The following is an 18,137-nucleotide window of genomic DNA, read 5'->3' on the forward strand; positions in this document are numbered from 1 at the left end:
GGTGCCAAGAGGTTTGGAATGAAAAAATTTTATGTAAGTCCTATTTTCCCCTTAATATTAGGAATAGTGGCGTTCGGAGTGCTATCTGTGCAACTTGTTTTTGTAACGAATACACTGGTAACGCTATTTCTTTTGCTACTTATTTTGGGTTCATATATTTTACTATTCATCCATCAGAGAGACTACTACTCAAGGAGTGAAGTAGAACAAATCCAGTATGTAAACCACCAAGCTGAAGAAAGTTTGACAACCTTGTTAGAACAGATGCCTGTCGGAGTTATTAAATTAGACTTATCGTCAGGTGAAGTTGAATGGTTTAATCCTTATGCTGAATTGATTTTGACTAATGAAGTGGGCGAGATTGATGTGGCATTAATTCAAACAATTATAAAGGCGTCTGTGGGGAATCCAGGTTCTTATGCAACCTTGGGTGAGACTCGCTATTCGGTTCATATGGACAAGGTATCTGGAGTTCTTTATTTCTTTGATGTGTCTGGAGAATACGAAGCGACTGTTGAGTTAGTTACGAGTAGACCTGTTATTGGGATTGTCTCCGTTGACAACTACGATGACTTAGAAGATGAAACATCAGAGTCTGATATCAGTCATATTAACAGTTTTGTAGCCAATTTTGTTTCAGAATTTGCTGGTAAGCATGCCATGTTCTCTCGTCGAGTGAGTATGGACCGTTTTTATTTATTTACGGACTACACGGTACTTGAGGGATTGATGAATGATAAATTTTCTGTTATTGATGCATTCAGAGAAGAGGCGAAACTGAGACAGCTGCCTTTGACCTTAAGTATGGGATTTTCTTATGGTGATGGAAATCATGATGAAATAGGGAAAGTTGCTTTGCTCAATTTGAACTTGGCTGAAGTGCGTGGTGGCGACCAAGTGGTTGTCAAGGAAAACGACGAAACGAAAAATCCAGTTTATTTTGGTGGTGGGTCTGCTGCCTCAATCAAACGTACACGGACCCGTACGCGTGCTATGATGACGGCTATTTCAGATAAGATTCGTAATGTGGATCAGGTTTTTGTAGTTGGTCACAAAAATCTAGATATGGATGCTCTTGGCTCTGCTGTAGGTATGCAGTTGTTTGCCAGCAATGTGACTGAAAATAGCTATGCTATTTATGACGAAGAACAAATGTCGCCGGATATTGAACGAGCTGTTTCATTTTTAGAAAAAGAAGGAGTTACAAAGTTGTTGTCTGTTAAGGACGCAATGGGGATGGTGACCAATCGTTCTTTGTTGATTCTTGTAGACCATTCAAAGACAGCTTTAACTTTATCAAAAGATTTTTATGATTTATTTACCCAAACCATCGTCATCGACCACCACAGACGGGATCAGGACTTCCCAGATAATGCAGTTATTACTTATATCGAAAGTGGTGCAAGCAGTGCCAGTGAGTTGGTAACAGAATTGATTCAGTTCCAGAATTCTAAGAAAAATCGTTTGAGTCGTATGCAAGCAAGTGTTTTGATGGCTGGTATGATGCTGGATACTAAAAATTTCACCTCACGAGTGACTAGTCGGACATTTGATGTTGCTAGCTATCTCAGAACGCGCGGAAGTGATAGTATTGCTATTCAGGAAATGGCTGCAACAGATTTTGAAGAATATCGTGAGGTCAATGAACTGATTTTACAGGGACGTAAATTAGGTTCAGATGTACTGATAGCAGAGGCTAAGGACTCGAAATGCTATGATACAGTTGTTATTAGTAAGGCAGCAGATGCCATGTTAGCTATGTCAGGTATTGAAGCGAGTTTTGTTCTTGCGAAGAATACACAAGGATTTATCTCTATCTCAGCTCGCAGTCGTAGTAAGCTGAATGTACAACGGATTATGGAAGAGCTGGGAGGTGGAGGCCACTTTAATTTGGCAGCAGCTCAAATTAAGGATTCAACCTTGTCAGAAGCAGGTGAAAAACTGACAGAAATTGTATTAAATGAAATAAAGGAAAAGGAGAAAGAAGAATGAAAGTAATCTTTTTAGCAGATGTTAAAGGAAAAGGTAAAAAAGGCGAAATTAAGGAAGTACCAACAGGGTATGCGCAAAACTTTCTTATCAAAAAGAATCTAGCCAAAGAAGCGACTGCTCAAGCTGTAGGTGAACTTCGTGGTAAACAAAAATCTGAAGAAAAAGCTCACGCTGAGATGATTGCAGAAGCAAAAACAATTAAAGCCCAACTAGAAGCAGAGGAAACTATTGTAGAATTTGTTGAAAAAGTTGGTCCAGATGGCCGTACTTTTGGTTCTATTACCAATAAGAAAATTGCAGAAGAATTGCAAAAGCAATTTGGAATTAAGATTGATAAACGTCATATCCAAGTACAAGCTCCGATTCGAGCGGTTGGTTTGATTGATGTACCAGTGAAAATCTATCAAGATATCACAAGTGTGATCAATCTTCGTGTGAAAGAAGGGTAAATTTACACTTTCTTGACAAGATTGTAAAAGGAAGGGAAGTCTGATGGCAGAAGTAGAAGAGTTACGAGTACAACCTCAAGATATCTTAGCTGAGCAATCCGTTTTAGGGGCTATCTTTATTGATGAGAGTAAGCTTGTTTTTGTGCGAGAATATATTGAGTCTCGGGACTTTTTTAAGTATGCCCATCGTTTGATTTTCCAAGCTATGGTCGATTTATCCGATCGTGGCGATGCTATAGATGCAACAACGGTTCGTACCATTCTTGATAATCAAGGTGATTTACAGAATATTGGTGGCTTGTCTTACCTGGTTGAGATTGTCAATTCTGTGCCAACTTCTGCTAATGCGGAGTATTATGCTAAGATTGTTGCAGAGAAGGCCATGCTACGTCGATTAATCTCCAAGTTGACAGAGTCTGTCAATCAAGCTTACGAGGCTTCGCAACCAGCTGATGAAATCATTGCTCAGGCAGAAAAAGGCCTGATTGATGTCAGCGAAAATGCTAATCGAAGTGGATTTAAGAACATTAGAGATGTGTTGAATATCAACTTTGGAAATCTGGAAGCTCGCTCGCAACAAACGACCGATATTACAGGTATTGCGACAGGTTATCGTGATTTAGATCATATGACGACTGGTTTGCATGAGGAGGAGTTGATTATTTTGGCAGCTCGTCCTGCGGTTGGTAAGACAGCCTTTGCCTTGAATATTGCTCAGAACATTGGGACTAAGTTGGACAAGACGGTAGCTATTTTCTCACTTGAAATGGGTGCGGAAAGTCTAGTGGATCGTATGTTGGCGGCAGAAGGTTTGGTGGAATCGCATTCTATCCGTACGGGGCAATTGACCGATGAGGAATGGCAAAAGTATACCATTGCTCAGGGTAATCTAGCTAACGCCAGTATCTATATTGATGATACGCCAGGAATTCGGATTACAGAGATTCGTTCTCGTTCACGTAAATTAGCTCAAGAAACTGGAAATCTTGGTTTGATTTTGATAGACTATTTGCAGCTTATCACGGGAACTGGTCGGGAAAATCGTCAACAAGAGGTTTCAGAAATTTCACGTCAGTTGAAAATTTTAGCTAAGGAACTGAAAGTTCCAGTAATCGCTCTAAGTCAGCTTTCTCGTGGTGTAGAACAACGTCAGGATAAAAGACCGGTCTTGTCTGATATTCGTGAATCTGGGTCTATTGAGCAGGACGCTGATATTGTAGCCTTTCTTTATCGCGACGATTACTATGAGCGTGGTGGTGAAGAAGAGGAAGGAATGCCGAATAATAAGGTAGAAGTTATTATCGAGAAAAACCGTAGTGGAGCTCGTGGAACGGTGGAATTAATTTTCCAAAAAGAATACAATAAATTTTCAAGTATCTCAAAGAGGGAGGCATAAGATGTCAGATGCATTTACAGATGTAGCCAAGATGAAAAAAATAAAAGAAGAAATCAAGGCACATGAGGGACAAGTCGTAGAAATGACTTTGGAGAATGGTCGTAAGCGCCAAAAAAATAGATTGGGTAAGCTAATTGAGGTTTATCCATCCCTATTTATCGTTGAATTTGGGAACGTTGAAGGAGATAAACAAGCTAATGTTTACGTTGAATCCTTTACTTACTCAGATATCCTTACAGAAAAGAATTTGATTCATTATCTTGACTAAAGTGAGAAATTTTCTCACTTTTTCTTTTTTCTCCGAATAGTTTAAGTGAAGGTAATCTTCGATTTATATTATTTTTCAAGGAGGAAGAATGAAAATTTCACCATTTAAAGTAGCAGAGACAAGATTTTCTTTCAGAAAATCAGCTAAAAAGGTTGTTCCCTTTTTAGTAGTAGGATTGATGTTAGCAGCGGGTAATAGTGTATATGCCTATTCCGGAGGAAATGGATCGATTGCGCGTGGGGATGATTATCCTGCTCATTATAAAAATGGGAGTCAGGAGATTGATAAGTGGCGCATGTATTCTCGTCAGTGTACTTCTTTTGCAGCCTTTCGTTTGAGTAATGTCAATGGTTTTGAGATTCCGGCTGCTTATGGGAATGCGAATGAATGGGGCTATCGTGCTCGTCGTGAAGGTTATCGTGTCGATAATACACCAACGATTGGCTCTATTGCTTGGTCTACTGCAGGAACTTATGGTCATGTTGCTTGGGTGTCAAATGTAATAGGAGATGAGATTGAGATTGAAGAATACAATTATGGAATAAGGGAATCTTACAACAAGCGCATCGTGAAGGCAAATACTATGACGGGGTTTATTCATTTTAAAGATTTAGCTGGTGGCAGTGTTGGGAATAGTCAATCCTCAGCTTCAACAGGAGGAACACATTTTTTCAAGTCTAAGGCTGCTATCAAAAATCAGCCTCTAGCTAGCGCAACTGCGATTGATTACTATTATCCTGGGGAGAATGTTCATTATGATCAAATTCTCGAAAAAGACGGATACAAGTGGTTGAGTTATACGGCTTATAATGGAAGTCGTCGCTATATCCAGCTAGAGGGATTGACTTCTTCACAGAATTATCAGAATCAATCAGGAAATAGCTCTAACTATGGATCCAATAACAGTTCAACTGTCGGTTGGAAGAAAATAAATGGTAGTTGGTATCATTTTAAATCAAATGGGTCTAAATCAACAGGCTGGCTGAAAGATGGTTCTAGTTGGTATTATTTGAAATCATCTGGTGAAATGCAGACAGGCTGGTTAAAGGAAAATGGTCTGTGGTATTATTTAGATAGTTCAGGGGCAATGAAAACGGGGTGGTACCAAGTATCTGGTAAGTGGTATTATTCTTACTCTTCAGGAGCCTTAGCTGTCAATACAACAGTGGATGGTTATAGAGTAAATAGTGATGGAGAACGAGTATAGAAAAGTGGAGTAGGAAATTTTTCCTACTTTTTCTGTAAGCAGTTTCCTTGACATTCTTTTGGTTTTGCGCTATCATATGTCCATATAATATATGGGAGTCTGTGTACAGTCTGAGAGGAAGTGTTAAACTTCGACCGCACCTGATCTGGGTAATGCCAGCGTAGGGAACGATACTTAGTCTATTCTGCACCTTTTCCATATATGGTAAAGGTTTTTCTTTTTGTCAAAGGAAAACGAGAAGAGGAGGTTCTTATGAAAGCAAGCATTGCCTTGCAAGTTTTACCCCTATCACAGGGAATTGATCGGATTGCTGTTATTGATCAGGTCATTGCTTATCTGCAAGCTCAAGAAGTGACCATGGTAGTGACACCATTTGAAACAGTCTTGGAAGGGGAGTTTGATGAGCTTATGCGCATTCTAAAAGAAGCGCTGGAAGTGGCAGGGCAGGAGGCAGACAATGTCTTTGCCAACGTCAAAATAAATGTAGGAGAGATTTTAAGTATTGATGAGAAGCTTGAAAAGTATACTGAGACGACACATTAGTCTATTGGGTTTTCTGGGAGTCTTGTCAATCTGGCAGTTAGCAGGTTTTCTTAAACTTCTCCCCAAGTTTATTCTGCCGACACCTCTTGAAATCCTCCAGTCTTTTGTTCGTGATAGAGAATTTCTCTGGCACCATAGCTGGGCGACATTGAGAGTGGCTTTGCTAGGTCTAATTTTGGGAGTCTTAATTGCCTGTCTCATGGCTGTGCTTATGGACAGTTTGACTTGGCTCAATGACCTGATTTACCCTATGATGGTGGTTGTTCAGACTATCCCGACTATTGCGATAGCTCCTATTCTGGTTTTGTGGCTCGGTTATGGAATTTTGCCCAAGATTGTCTTGATTATCTTGACGACTACCTTTCCTATCATCGTCAGCATTTTGGACGGTTTTAGGCATTGTGACAAGGATATGCTGACCTTGTTTAGTCTGATGCGGGCCAAACCTTGGCAAATCCTTTGGCATTTTAAAATTCCTGTCAGTCTGCCTTACTTTTATGCAGGTCTGAGGGTCAGTGTCTCCTACGCCTTTATCACAACAGTGGTATCCGAGTGGTTGGGAGGCTTTGAGGGTCTTGGTGTTTATATGATTCAGTCCAAGAAACTGTTTCAGTATGATACCATGTTTGCTATTATTATTCTGGTATCGATTATCAGCCTTCTGGGTATGAAGTTGGTCGATATCAGCGAGAAATATGTTATTAAATGGAAACGTTCGTAGAATTAGAATGTTTCAAAAAGAAAAGAGGAAATCAAAATGAAAAAAACATGGAAAGTGTTTTTAACTGTTTTAACAGCTCTTGTAGCTGTTGTGCTTGTGGCCTGTGGTCAAGGAACTGCTTCTAAGGATAATAAGGAAGTAGAGCTTAAGAAGATTGATTTTATCCTAGACTGGACGCCAAATACCAACCACACAGGGCTTTATGTTGCTAAAGAAAAAGGCTATTTCAAAGAAGCTGGAGTGGATGTTGATTTGAAATTGCCACCAGAAGAAAGTTCTTCTGACTTGGTTATTAACGGAAAGGCACCATTTGCAGTGTATTTCCAAGACTACATGGCTAAGAAATTGGAAAAAGGTGCAGGAATTACTGCCGTTGCCGCTATCGTAGAACACAATACCTCAGGAATTATCTCTCGTAAATCTGACAATGTAGCTAGTCCAAAAGACTTGGTTGGTAAGAAATACGGAACTTGGAATGACCCAACTGAACTTGCTATGTTGAAAACATTGGTAGAGTCACAAGGTGGGGACTTTGATAAAGTCGAAAAAGTACCAAACAACGATTCAAACTCTATCACACCAATTGCTAATGGAGTATTTGACACTGCTTGGATCTACTATGGATGGGATGGTATCCTTGCAAAATCTCAAGGCGTAGAGGCTAACTTCATGTATTTGAAAGACTATGTAAAGGAGTTTGACTACTATTCACCAGTTATCATCGCAAACAACGACTATTTGAAAGATAACAAAGAAGAAGCTCGCAAAGTCATCCAAGCTATCAAAAAAGGTTACCAATATGCTATGGAGCATCCAGAGGAAGCGGCAGATATTCTCATCAAGAATGCACCTGAACTCCAGGAAAAACGTGACTTTGTCATCGAATCTCAAAAATACTTGTCAAAAGAATACGCAAGCGACAAGGAAAAATGGGGTCAATTTGATGCAGCTCGCTGGAACGCCTTCTACAAATGGGACAAAGAAAATGGTATCCTTAAAGAAGACTTGACAGACAAAGGCTTCACTAATGAATTTGTAAAATAATGACAGAAATTAGACTAGAACACGTCAGTTATGCCTATGGTCAGGAGAGGATTTTAGAGGACATTAACTTGCAGGTGACTTCAGGAGAAGTGGTTTCTATCCTAGGCCCAAGTGGTGTAGGAAAGACCACCCTCTTTAACTTAATTGCTGGGATTTTAGAAGTCCAGTCAGGGCGAATTGTTCTGGACGGTGAGAAGAATCCCAAGGGGCGGGTGAGTTATATGTTACAAAAGGATCTGCTCTTGGAACACAAGACGGTGCTTGGTAATATCATTCTGCCCCTCTTGATTCAAAAAGTGGATAAGGCAGAAGCTATTGCTCGCGCAGATGAAATTCTTGCGACCTTCCAGTTGACAGCTGTAAGAGATAAATACCCTCATGAACTCAGTGGTGGGATGCGTCAGCGTGTGGCCTTGCTTCGTACCTATCTTTTCGGGCACAAGCTCTTTCTCTTAGATGAAGCCTTTAGCGCCTTGGATGAGATGACCAAGATGGAACTACACGCTTGGTACCTTGAGATTCACAAGCAGTTGCACCTGACAACATTGATTATTACTCATAGTATCGAGGAGGCCCTTAATCTCAGCGACCGCATCTATATCTTGAAAAATCGCCCTGGGCAGATTGTTTCAGAAATTAAACTAGATTGGTCTGAAGACGAGGACAAGGAAGTTCAAAAGATTGCCTACAAACGTCAAATCTTGGCAGAATTAGGCTTAGATAAGTAGAAAAATAGGGAGTTGGTGAAGATTATCCTTTACCAGCGCCCTTTTTCTTTTAAAAATGAGAAAATTTCGGTATAATAGTCAAAGATAGTCAAGGTTTAAAGAGAGAGGTGGGTTTGTAATGAGATTTAAAAATACATCGGATCATATTGAGGCCTACATCAAGGCGATTTTAGATCAATCTGGTATCGTGGAGTTGCAACGGAGTCAGTTGGCGGATACCTTTCAGGTTGTTCCTAGTCAGATCAACTATGTGATCAAGACACGCTTTACGGAAAGTAGAGGCTACTTGGTTGAAAGTAAGCGTGGTGGCGGAGGCTACATTCGTATAGGACGGATTGAGTTTTCTAGCCATCATGAAATGCTCCGAGAACTGCTTTACTCGATTGGTGAGCGGGTCAGTCAAGAAATTTATGAAGATATTCTGCAGCTTTTGGTTGAGCAGGAATTGATGACCAAGCAGGAGATGAATTTGCTGGTAGCAGTAGCTTTGGATCGCATTCTAGGAGAAGAAGCTCCAGTTGTTCGTGCTAATATGCTACGACAGGTCATACAAGAGGTAGATAGAAAAGGGAAGTAAGATGAACTATTCAAAAGCATTGAATGAATGTATCGAAAGTGCCTACATGGTGGCTGGCCATTTTGGAGCTCATTATCTAGAGTCTTGGCACTTGTTGATTGCCATGTCCAATCACAGTTATAGTGTGGCAGGGGCGACTTTAAATGATTATCCATATGAGATGGACCGTTTAGAAGAGGTCGCTTTGGAACTGACTGAAACGGACTATAGCCAGGATGAAATCTTTACGGAATTGCCGTTTTCTCATCGTTTGCAGGTTCTTTTTGACGAAGCAGAGTATGTAGCGTCAGTGGTCCATGCTAAGGTGCTAGGGACAGAGCACCTCCTTTATGCGATTTTGCATGATGGCAATGCCTTGGCGACTCGTATCTTGGAGAGGGCTGGTTTTTCATATGAAGACAAGAAAGATCAGGTCAAGATTGCTGCCCTTCGTCGAAATTTAGAAGAACGGGCAGGTTGGACTCGTGAAGATCTCAAGGCTTTACGCCAACGTCATCGTACAGTAGCTGACAAGCAAAATTCTATGGCTAATATGATGGGCATGCCCCAGACTCCGAGCGGTGGTCTTGAGGACTATACGCATGATTTGACAGAGCAAGCGCGTTCTGGCAAGTTGGAGCCAGTCATCGGTCGGGACAAGGAAATCTCGCGTATGATTCAAATCTTGAGTCGGAAGACAAAGAATAATCCTGTCTTGGTTGGGGATGCTGGTGTCGGGAAAACAGCTCTGGCGCTTGGTCTTGCTCAGCGTATTGCTAGTGGGGATGTGCCTACGGAAATGGCTAAGATGCGCGTGTTAGAGCTTGATTTGATGAATGTCGTTGCAGGGACACGCTTCCGTGGTGACTTTGAAGAACGCATGAACAATATCATCAAGGATATTGAAGAAGATGGTCAAGTCATTCTCTTTATCGATGAACTTCATACCATCATGGGTTCTGGGAGCGGGATTGATTCGACTCTGGATGCGGCCAATATCTTGAAGCCAGCCTTGGCGCGCGGAACTTTGAGAACGGTTGGTGCGACCACTCAGGAAGAATACCAAAAACACATCGAAAAAGATGCGGCCCTTTCTCGTCGATTCGCCAAAGTGACGATCGAAGAGCCAAGCGTGGCAGACAGCATGACCATTTTACAAGGCTTGAAGGCGACTTATGAGAAACATCACCGGGTGCAAATCACAGATGAAGCGGTTGAAACAGCTGTCAAGATGGCGCATCGTTACTTGACTAGCCGTCACTTGCCAGACTCTGCTATCGACCTCTTAGATGAAGCAGCAGCAACAGTGCAAAATAAGGCTAAGCATGTAAAAGCAGACGATTCAGGTTTGAGTCCAGCTGACAAGGCCTTGATGGATGGTAAGTGGAAACAGGCAGCTCAGCTAATCGCAAAAGAAGAGGAAGTGCCTGGTTATAAAGACTTGGTGACAGAGTCTGATATTTTGACCACCTTGAGTCGCTTGTCAGGTATCCCCGTTCAAAAACTGACTCAGACTGATGCTAAGAAATACTTAAACTTGGAAGCTGAACTGCACAAACGTGTCATCGGTCAAGATCAAGCTGTTTCAAGTATTAGCCGTGCCATTCGCCGCAACCAGTCAGGGATTCGCAGTCATAAGCGTCCGATTGGTTCCTTTATGTTCCTAGGGCCTACAGGTGTCGGTAAGACCGAATTGGCCAAGGCTTTAGCGGAAGTTCTTTTTGACGACGAATCAGCTCTTATCCGCTTTGATATGAGTGAGTATATGGAGAAATTCGCAGCTAGCCGTCTCAACGGAGCTCCTCCGGGTTATGTGGGTTATGAAGAAGGTGGGGAGTTGACCGAGAAGGTTCGCAACAAACCATACTCTGTTCTCCTCTTTGATGAGGTAGAAAAAGCCCACCCAGACATCTTTAATGTTCTCTTGCAGGTCTTGGATGATGGTGTCTTGACAGATAGCAAGGGGCGCAAGGTTGACTTTTCAAATACTATTATCATCATGACGTCAAATCTTGGTGCGACAGCCCTTCGGGATGACAAGACCGTCGGTTTTGGAGCTAAGGATATTCGTTTTGACCAGGAGAATATGGAGAAACGCATGTTTGAAGAGCTGAAAAAGGCTTATAGACCTGAGTTTATCAACCGTATTGATGAAAAGGTAGTCTTCCATAGCCTGTCTAGCGACAATATGCAGGAAGTGGTGAAGATTATGGTTAAACCTTTAGTGGCAAGTTTGGCTGAAAAAGGCATTGACTTGAAATTACAAGCTTCAGCACTGAAATTGTTGGCAAATCAAGGATATGACCCAGAGATGGGAGCTCGTCCACTTCGCAGAACCCTGCAAACAGAAGTGGAGGACAAGTTGGCAGAACTTCTTCTTAAGGGAGATTTGGTGGCAGGCAGCACACTTAAGATTGGTGTTAAAGCAGGCCAGTTAAAATTTGATATTGCATAAAAATGGAGAATCAGGAGCAATCTTGATTCTCTTTTTTGCTACTTTTTTATAAAAAACAATAAAAACCTATTGACGAAACAAAAATATAGTTTATAATAAAAACATAGATAATAAAAATATCAAAAAATATAAAAAGGTAATAGATTTATGAAAAAGAAAACAGCAGTGGTATTTGGGACCTTTGTCCCTCTTCATCAGGGTCATATCGATTTGATTCAGCGTGCGAAGCGACAGTGTGACCAGGTCTGGGTTGTCGTTTCAGGCTATGAGGGAGACCGAGGAGAGCAGGTAGGCTTAACGCTTCAAAAAAGATTCCGCTATATCCGAGAGGCCTTTCGTGGTGACGAGTTGACCTTGGTTTGTAAGTTAGATGAAACCAATCTTCCTCGCTACCCTATGGGCTGGCAGGAGTGGTTGGACCAAATGTTAGCGGAGATTTCCTATGATGAAACCCAGCAAGAACTAATTTTCTTTGTGGGAGAAGCAGACTACCAGCAAGAATTATCAAATCGTGGTTTTGAGACCGTTTTGCAAGAAAGAAAGTTTGGAATCTCAGCGACTATGATTCGAGAAAATCCAAGCAAATATTGGAAAAACATCGCTCAGCCCTTCCGTCGTCAGTTTACAAAGAAAGTATTGATTATGGGGAGTGCCAGCAATGGGAAGACCACTCTGGCCAAGGATTTGGCAAGGTATTACGATGCACCCGTCAGTTTGGAATACGCACGTGAGTACCAGATTAAAAACAATGTCCGCGACGATGAATTGACTCCAAAAGATTACTATTATCTCCTGTTGGGGCAGTATGACCAGACCTCTAAGTTAATTGACAGTAATGCCAATAGGGGATTGGTGATAGCTGACACCAACTCCTTAGTAACTAAGGGCTACTATGATTATTACATGGAGACCGAGGACCAAGGGGATTTATCAGGAGAGACTTTTGATAATCTCTTTGCCTCTATCTTGGCTAAGGAAAAATGGGACTTGATTCTCTTTGTGCAACCTGTCGGTTCCTATGTCAATGACGGATTTAGAGATATGACCATGGCAGAAGACCATATTCGTCATAGTTTTTCCCAGCATTTGGACCAGATGAGGGAGCGCTACTTAGCAAACATTCCACTAGTTTATCTAGCTGAGGATTACCTAGGTAATTATGAAGCAGCAAAAGTGGCTATTGATGCCATTTACCAAGCAGATTAGGAGAAAATTATGAAAAAATTAACTGAAAAAATCACACAATTTATCGAAAACTTTAAAAATGTCCATGCGGAAGCCCGCAAAATCGGTTTTGCAGGAATCATGAACCTGCTCTGGAAAGATCTCTTTGTCGGCCGTAGCCTCTTCCAGTGGTTGTATCTCACCGTCCTGTCAAGTGTTCCCTTGATCTTGGAATTCACGCAAAATACAGAAAGTCATGACTGGATGAGCTTGTTTGCATCTTGGACTGGGATTGTCTGTGTTATCTTGGTAGCAGAAGGGCGTGCAAGCAATTATCTCTTTGGGGCCATTAACTCTGCTATCTATTTAGTTTTGGCCATGAATGCGACTTTTTATGGCGAAGTTTTGACGACCGTTTACTTCTTTGTCATGCAACCGATTGGTCTCTATGCTTGGTTGTCCAATCGTATCAACGACCAAGGAAAACCAGAAGAATCCCACTTTGAAGCTAAGAAATTATCTGTTTTTGATTGGCTCAAATACTTGGCCTTGACTGCTATCATTTGGATTGGTATGGGCTTAGCTTACCAAAGTATCCATAGTGCTCGCCCTTTCCGTGATAGTGTTACCGATGCGACCAATGGTGTCGGTCAGCTCTTGATGACCCGTCTCTATCGTGAGCAATGGATTTTCTGGATTGCAACCAATCTCTTTAGTATCTACCTCTGGTGGGGTGAAAATATCCACATCCAAGGGATGTACTGGGTTTACACACTCAATAGTCTAGTAGGTTGGTACCAATGGACCAAGGCAGTTCGTAAGGAGGCATAAAATGACGGACACGATGATTCCAGCTGGGATGACAGAAAAAGAATATTTTGAAATTCATGCCAGTCAGGAGGAGTTTTTAGACTGGTACTACAAGCAGGAACTCCCTCAATACGAAAAACCAAGTGTGACGGTGGATATGGTAGCCTACTGCTTTGTTGAAGGAAAGATCAAGCTTTTATTAATTCGTCGCAAGGCTCATCCATATCAAAATTGTTTGGCCTTAGTTGGAGGATTTATGGACAAGGGCGAAGATGCTGCGCATGCCTGTCAGCGTGAGGTGAGAGAAGAAGTCAATCTCGATCTTCCTTTGGAAAAAATCGAGCAATTGATGACCGTATCGACCCCCGGCCGTGACCCCCGGGGCTGGACAGTGACCATTGCCCACTTGGTTTATCTGCCTAGTCGTGCATTAGAACTTGTTCAAGCAGGAGACGATGCCAAGGATGTCGTTTTCGTAGATGTCGATTTTCAGACAGGCAAGTGCTTCTTAGAGGGAGTAGAGTTAGAGGAGCAAGCCTTCGCTTTTGACCATTATGCCATTATCCAAGAATCCATCAAACGAATCCAAGGCCGCCTCGACTGGAATCCGACCTTCCTTTATCTGCTGGATGAGGAGTTCACTGTCTACGAAGGAACTGAACTGGTCAATCTTATCAACCCCGGTCGTCCAATCGTCAGCAATAACTTTCTCGTAAAATACGGAGAATATGTAGAAGAAGTCGGACTCAAACGAGTGCCTAAAAAGAAACCAAGAAAAACCTATCGATTGAAATAAAAAACGAGGTCGGGACAAAGTTCCCGACCTCTTTATGTACCATCATGAAATGGTTTTGCTGTTGCGACTGTTTTTAGGGATGGCTATCTTTCTTAGAATTGCTCAGCATGTGAGTAAAGAAGGCTTTGTATCGATACTTGAGATAGTTCTCATGTAAAAATAACAAGGCGATATAGACAATCAAAAAGATTGTAGTCAGATAGAAGACATCAAATGCAGTTCGCGCATAGTAAGCGGCTGATTGATAAGAGCCAATAGCTCCCAAAATTAACCAAGGAAGATACTTGTAATATTTGCTTAACATAAGTCTACACCTCCTATATTCTATTTCAATGTTATTATATTCCTTTGTACTTAAAGATGCAAGCGATTACACAAAAACAAATTCGAATGTTTAACAGGAAAATCTCCTGTTTTTCTGTTTTATTACGAATAGAAGAGTAGGAGGAGTAAATGTATCTAAATGATGTAAGATTTTTAAAATAGTTTAGATAAATTGTTGACATATTTAAATCTCAATGTTACAATTATATTACAAAAAGATTTCTTTATATTTCTAAAATATTACAAAGGAGTAGAAAAATGAAAAAGAAAACCTATATCAAATTGATGACAGCAACTGTATTGGCTTCTACCTTGCTATTAGGAGCTTGTGGAAATAAAAAGGAAACAACTCAAGCAAGCAGTTCTGCTAAGACAAGCCAATCATCAAGCTCTAAAGCAGCTTCTGCTAGCAAAGAAAGCAAGACTCAGAAGTCCTCAATTTCAGCTTCATCTGAAAAGGCCAAGGCGTCTACTGACCAGTCTTCAGTAACTGCAACGCCATCACAAGCGGCACCTGCACCAGAGCAAAGACAAGGTCAAGAAGTGGCTAATCAACAGGCGGCTAGTCAACAAACTCCTGCTCAGACTCCTTCAACTCAACAGGCTCCTCAAGCCCAGTCTAACCAATCAAGCTATGATCCTACAACTGACCGCAAACTTCAAGACAAACAAGCAGAGCAAAATAAACGCTACAAGGGTGTTTTAACCATGGTAGATGGTGATTTCTCAGCTGCAGCGGGCAATTGGAAGGGAGCAAATGGCGAAACCATCACAGTTTCATCAGGTGGTCAATTTACAGTAGAATCTTCCGATGGAAAGAAAGAAAATTACTCTATCAAAGGCTATTCTTATACTCTTGATGATGGCAAGTATAATGCCAAAATTGGTGGAGGAAAAGTCATCCAAATTACAACAGGAGCGGATGGTAAGGTTTCCAGTGTTGCTTTGAGTCAATAATAAAATTTGGTGCTTTAACTTTTACTAGAAATCGTGCTGTAAAAGAGTGAGCCAACTGTTTTTCACTTAGTTTCTCCAAGAGAAAGTGGTATAATAAAAAAATCAAAGGAAAACGAGTGATAATACATGGCGGATAAATTAATATTACCTCAAAACACACGACTGATGGGAGTATTTCTTGGATTTGTAGGTGGTTCTTTGGATGTGTTTTGCCATATTCAATACCGTAGTTTGGTAGCGACACAGACAGGGAATATTCTCCTACTTATATCTGATTGGCACGACTCAAATGTTATTAATACGATGCTACGATTCTGCTCAATTATCTTCTTTTCTCTAGGATTTCTGTTTGCCCTACACATGAAAGAATACCGCAAAACGGCCTACTGGCGAGTTAAGATGTTGCTTCCTTTATTTATTGGGACACTTATTTTGCCTTTCTTTTCACGATCTCCTCTATTAGAAGTTCCTTTCATCGCTTTTGGAACAGGAATGATGATGCTAACATTTACGGGTAGCTTGATTGAAGATCATCCCTATGTCATTTTTATGACGTCTGGAAATTACCGAAAGATGTTGACCGCTTTGTATCGCATTGCTAGAAGAGAAGGAAATATCCAAGAATACCGTCGTCAAGCCTTAAATTATGGGATTGTTGTGGGAAGTTTCATAGTGGGGGCAATCAGCTTGGCTGTATTGATGCATTTTCTTCATGAATGGTCTGTTTGGATTATCAGCCTCAATTTGTTTTTGATTATGTCCTACTATATAGCTAGAGTGAAGCAATTAGATTTACAAGATGAAAACATATAAAAAACGACAAGACTCATTTTTTGAGCTTTGTCGTTTTTGTGAGTTGTAGATGTGAGACTATGCCTTATCCAACTGCAAGAGGGCTTCAATCTCTGCTAGGGTGCTAGCTTGTGAAATGGCTCCACGGAGTTTAGCTGCACCAGATGTTCCACGAAGATAGTGAGGAGCGAGGCCACGGAATTCACGAACTGCTACGTTTTCTCCTTTGAGGTTAATCAATCGTTTCAAGTGTTCGTAGGCGATTTTCATCTTATCTTCAAAGGTCAAATCAGGTAGGATTTCTCCTGTTTCAAAGTAATGATTGATTTGGTTGAAGAGGTAAGGATTTCCCATGGCAGCGCGGCCAATCATAACTGCATCAGCACCGACTTCTTCGATGCGTTGCTTGGCTTCTTGAACTGTACGGATGTCACCGTTGGCGATGAAGGGAATCTTGGTCAGAGCTTGAGCTACGTCGTGCAAGGTCTCAAGGTCTGCGTGACCTGTATACATTTGCTCACGGGTACGGCCATGCATGGCGAGGGCAGAAACGCCTGCAGCTTCAGCAGCGAGGGCATTTTCTACTGCAAGAGCTGGGTCGGACCAGCCGGTACGCATCTTGACGGTGAGGGGAATATCAAGGACAGACTGAACCTTGTTGATAATAGAGTAAATCTTGTCTGGATCCTTGAGCCACATAGCGCCAGCTTCGTTTTTCACGATTTTGTTAACTGGGCAGCCCATGTTGATATCGACTATATCGGTCTTGGTATTTTCTTGGATGAATTCTGCTGCGCGCGCTAGGCTGTCTTCATCACTACCAAAAAGTTGGATAGAAACAGGGTTTTCACCTTCATCGATATGAAGCATGTGCAGGGTTTTTTCATTGTTGTATTGGATTCCCTTGTCAGAGACCATTTCCATTACAACGAGTCCAGCTCCAAGCTCTTTTGCGATAGTACGAAAGGCTGAGTTGGTCACGCCAGCCATGGGTGCTAAAACGGTACGATTGGGAATCTCAACATTGCCAATCATAAAAGGTGTATTAAGATTTGTCACGAATGAGTTCCTCCAGGTCGTTTTCATCAAAGTTGTAAGTCGTTTGGCAGAATTGACAAGTGATTTCTGCCCCATGGTCTTCCTCTTTCATTTCCTGTAAGTCTGAGCTTGGAAGGCTAGAAAGAGCGTTCATAAAGCGTTCATGGCTACAGTCACATTGGAAACGGATTTCTTCTTCAGAAAGACGCTTGTAGGCCTCGTCACCGTAGATAGCCTTGAGGAGGGCTTCGATATGGTCGTCGCTTTCCAGAAGGGTTGAGATAGCTGGCATTTCTTGGATGCGTTTTTCAAAGCGAGCAATCTCTTCTTCCTTAGCTCCTGGCAAGACTTGAACTAGGAAACCACCTGCAACCTTGACCTTGTCTTCTTCGTCTAAAAGGACATTGAGGCCGACTGCTGAAGGGGTTTGTTGGCTTTCGGTCAGGTAAAAGGCCAGGTCTTCACCGATTTCCCCAGAGATGAGGGGAGTCATAGAGTTGTAAGGATTTCCAGTACCGTAGTCTGTGATAACGAGGAATTGACCATTTCCAACAAAAGGTCCAACTAGGACTTCACCAGTTGCAGTCTTTTTGATGTCAACACCAGGATTTTGAACGTAGCCTTTGACGTTCCCCTTGGTATCAGCAACGGTGATAATGGCTCCTAGAGAGCTAGATCCCAGTACCTTCACTGTTAGTTTGGTATTTCCTTTTTCATTGGCTGCGAGAATCTGGCTAGCGATAAGAGTTCGACCAAGCGCTACAGTTGAGCTAGCTTGGGTTTGGTGTTTTTCTTGAGCAGTGCGGACGGTTTCTGTGCTATCAAGGACAAAAGCACGAAAGGCTCCGCTTTCTGATATAGTTTTAATAATTTTATCCATAGCTACTATTTTAGCAT

19 protein-coding genes and 1 riboswitch are annotated in these 18,137 nt (G+C 41.7%); of the genes, 16 read left to right on the top strand and 3 right to left on the bottom strand.

Annotated elements, in window-relative coordinates:
* The first annotated feature begins 18 nt into the window (after window positions 1–18).
* From B7700_RS05700 to B7700_RS05765, 14 genes are all read left to right on the top strand, one after another.
* Window positions 19–1,992, top strand: coding sequence for a DHH family phosphoesterase (locus tag B7700_RS05700; protein WP_084887704.1), 1,974 nt, complete (start codon window positions 19–21; stop codon window positions 1,990–1,992).
* Window positions 1,989–2,441 carry a 50S ribosomal protein L9 gene (gene rplI, locus B7700_RS05705; RefSeq protein WP_084887706.1) on the top strand — a complete coding sequence of 151 codons (453 nt, stop codon included), beginning with the start codon at window positions 1,989–1,991 and terminating at the stop codon, window positions 2,439–2,441. Before B7700_RS05700 ends, rplI begins: the two co-directional genes overlap by 4 nt.
* A 43-nt stretch (window positions 2,442–2,484) precedes the next feature.
* The gene (dnaB, locus tag B7700_RS05710; protein WP_060627337.1) at window positions 2,485–3,837 is read left to right on the top strand and encodes a replicative DNA helicase; all 1,353 of its coding nucleotides are present in this window, start codon (window positions 2,485–2,487) and stop codon (window positions 3,835–3,837) included.
* A gap of 1 nt (window position 3,838) precedes the next feature.
* Window positions 3,839–4,105, top strand: coding sequence for a Veg family protein (locus B7700_RS05715; protein WP_001278169.1), 267 nt, complete (start codon window positions 3,839–3,841; stop codon window positions 4,103–4,105).
* A gap of 88 nt (window positions 4,106–4,193) precedes the next feature.
* Complete coding sequence (gene cbpD, locus B7700_RS05720; protein ID WP_084887707.1) at window positions 4,194–5,312, top strand: choline binding-anchored murein hydrolase CbpD; 1,119 nt, start codon at window positions 4,194–4,196, stop codon at window positions 5,310–5,312.
* An 81-nt stretch (window positions 5,313–5,393) separates the two neighbouring features.
* A riboswitch (TPP riboswitch) is annotated at window positions 5,394–5,496 on the top strand.
* A 68-nt stretch (window positions 5,497–5,564) separates the two neighbouring features.
* Window positions 5,565–5,855 carry a thiamine-binding protein gene (locus tag B7700_RS05725; protein ID WP_004235758.1) on the top strand — a complete coding sequence of 97 codons (291 nt, stop codon included), beginning with the start codon at window positions 5,565–5,567 and terminating at the stop codon, window positions 5,853–5,855.
* Window positions 5,818–6,576 (top strand): ABC transporter permease, encoded by a 759-nt coding sequence (locus B7700_RS05730; RefSeq protein ID WP_185756208.1) that lies wholly within the window; start codon window positions 5,818–5,820, stop codon window positions 6,574–6,576. Before B7700_RS05725 ends, B7700_RS05730 begins: the two co-directional genes overlap by 38 nt.
* A 36-nt stretch (window positions 6,577–6,612) precedes the next feature.
* Complete coding sequence (locus B7700_RS05735) at window positions 6,613–7,620, top strand: ABC transporter substrate-binding protein (RefSeq protein WP_084887711.1); 1,008 nt, start codon at window positions 6,613–6,615, stop codon at window positions 7,618–7,620.
* Window positions 7,620–8,348, top strand: a complete 729-nt coding sequence (locus B7700_RS05740) for an ABC transporter ATP-binding protein (RefSeq protein WP_084887713.1) — start codon at window positions 7,620–7,622, stop codon at window positions 8,346–8,348. Before B7700_RS05735 ends, B7700_RS05740 begins: the two co-directional genes overlap by 1 nt.
* Window positions 8,349–8,466: 118 nt before the next feature.
* Entirely contained in the window at window positions 8,467–8,925 is a 459-nt protein-coding gene (locus B7700_RS05745; RefSeq protein WP_084887716.1) for a CtsR family transcriptional regulator, read from the top strand.
* 1 nt (window position 8,926) lies between these two features.
* Window positions 8,927–11,359: an ATP-dependent Clp protease ATP-binding subunit gene (locus B7700_RS05750; RefSeq protein WP_084887717.1), complete on the top strand. Its 2,433-nt coding sequence runs from the start codon at window positions 8,927–8,929 to the stop codon at window positions 11,357–11,359.
* Window positions 11,360–11,506: 147 nt separating this feature from the next.
* Window positions 11,507–12,565, top strand: coding sequence for an AAA family ATPase (locus B7700_RS05755; protein WP_084887719.1), 1,059 nt, complete (start codon window positions 11,507–11,509; stop codon window positions 12,563–12,565).
* Window positions 12,566–12,574: 9 nt separating this feature from the next.
* On the top strand, window positions 12,575–13,354 hold the full coding sequence (gene pnuC, locus B7700_RS05760; protein WP_084887721.1) for a nicotinamide riboside transporter PnuC: 780 nt from the start codon (window positions 12,575–12,577) through the stop codon (window positions 13,352–13,354).
* 1 nt (window position 13,355) lies between these two features.
* On the top strand, window positions 13,356–14,129 hold the full coding sequence (locus tag B7700_RS05765; RefSeq protein WP_084887723.1) for an NUDIX domain-containing protein: 774 nt from the start codon (window positions 13,356–13,358) through the stop codon (window positions 14,127–14,129).
* Between the two features lie 73 nt (window positions 14,130–14,202).
* Here the strand turns inward: B7700_RS05765 and B7700_RS05770 are convergent, their stop codons facing one another.
* Window positions 14,203–14,433: a hypothetical protein gene (locus tag B7700_RS05770; RefSeq protein WP_084887725.1), complete on the bottom strand. Its 231-nt coding sequence runs from the start codon at window positions 14,431–14,433 to the stop codon at window positions 14,203–14,205.
* A gap of 278 nt (window positions 14,434–14,711) precedes the next feature.
* On the opposite strand from B7700_RS05770, the gene B7700_RS05775 reads away from it, so the two are divergent.
* Both B7700_RS05775 and B7700_RS05780 read left to right on the top strand, forming a co-directional pair.
* The gene (locus B7700_RS05775; protein WP_084887727.1) at window positions 14,712–15,410 is read left to right on the top strand and encodes a hypothetical protein; all 699 of its coding nucleotides are present in this window, start codon (window positions 14,712–14,714) and stop codon (window positions 15,408–15,410) included.
* A 126-nt stretch (window positions 15,411–15,536) separates the two neighbouring features.
* Complete coding sequence (locus B7700_RS05780; RefSeq protein WP_084887729.1) at window positions 15,537–16,223, top strand: YoaK family protein; 687 nt, start codon at window positions 15,537–15,539, stop codon at window positions 16,221–16,223.
* A gap of 57 nt (window positions 16,224–16,280) precedes the next feature.
* On the opposite strand, the gene dusB is transcribed toward B7700_RS05780, so the two are convergent.
* A complete protein-coding gene (gene dusB, locus B7700_RS05785; protein ID WP_049551175.1) occupies window positions 16,281–17,261 on the bottom strand; it encodes a tRNA dihydrouridine synthase DusB in 981 nt (326 codons plus the stop codon).
* A complete protein-coding gene (gene hslO / locus B7700_RS05790; protein WP_000357853.1) occupies window positions 17,248–18,120 on the bottom strand; it encodes an Hsp33 family molecular chaperone HslO in 873 nt (290 codons plus the stop codon). Before hslO ends, dusB begins: the two co-directional genes overlap by 14 nt.
* Window positions 18,121–18,137: the final 17 nt, after the last annotated feature.

The organism is Streptococcus mitis (assembly GCF_002096755.1).
Taxonomy (GTDB): domain Bacteria; phylum Bacillota; class Bacilli; order Lactobacillales; family Streptococcaceae; genus Streptococcus; species Streptococcus mitis_AC.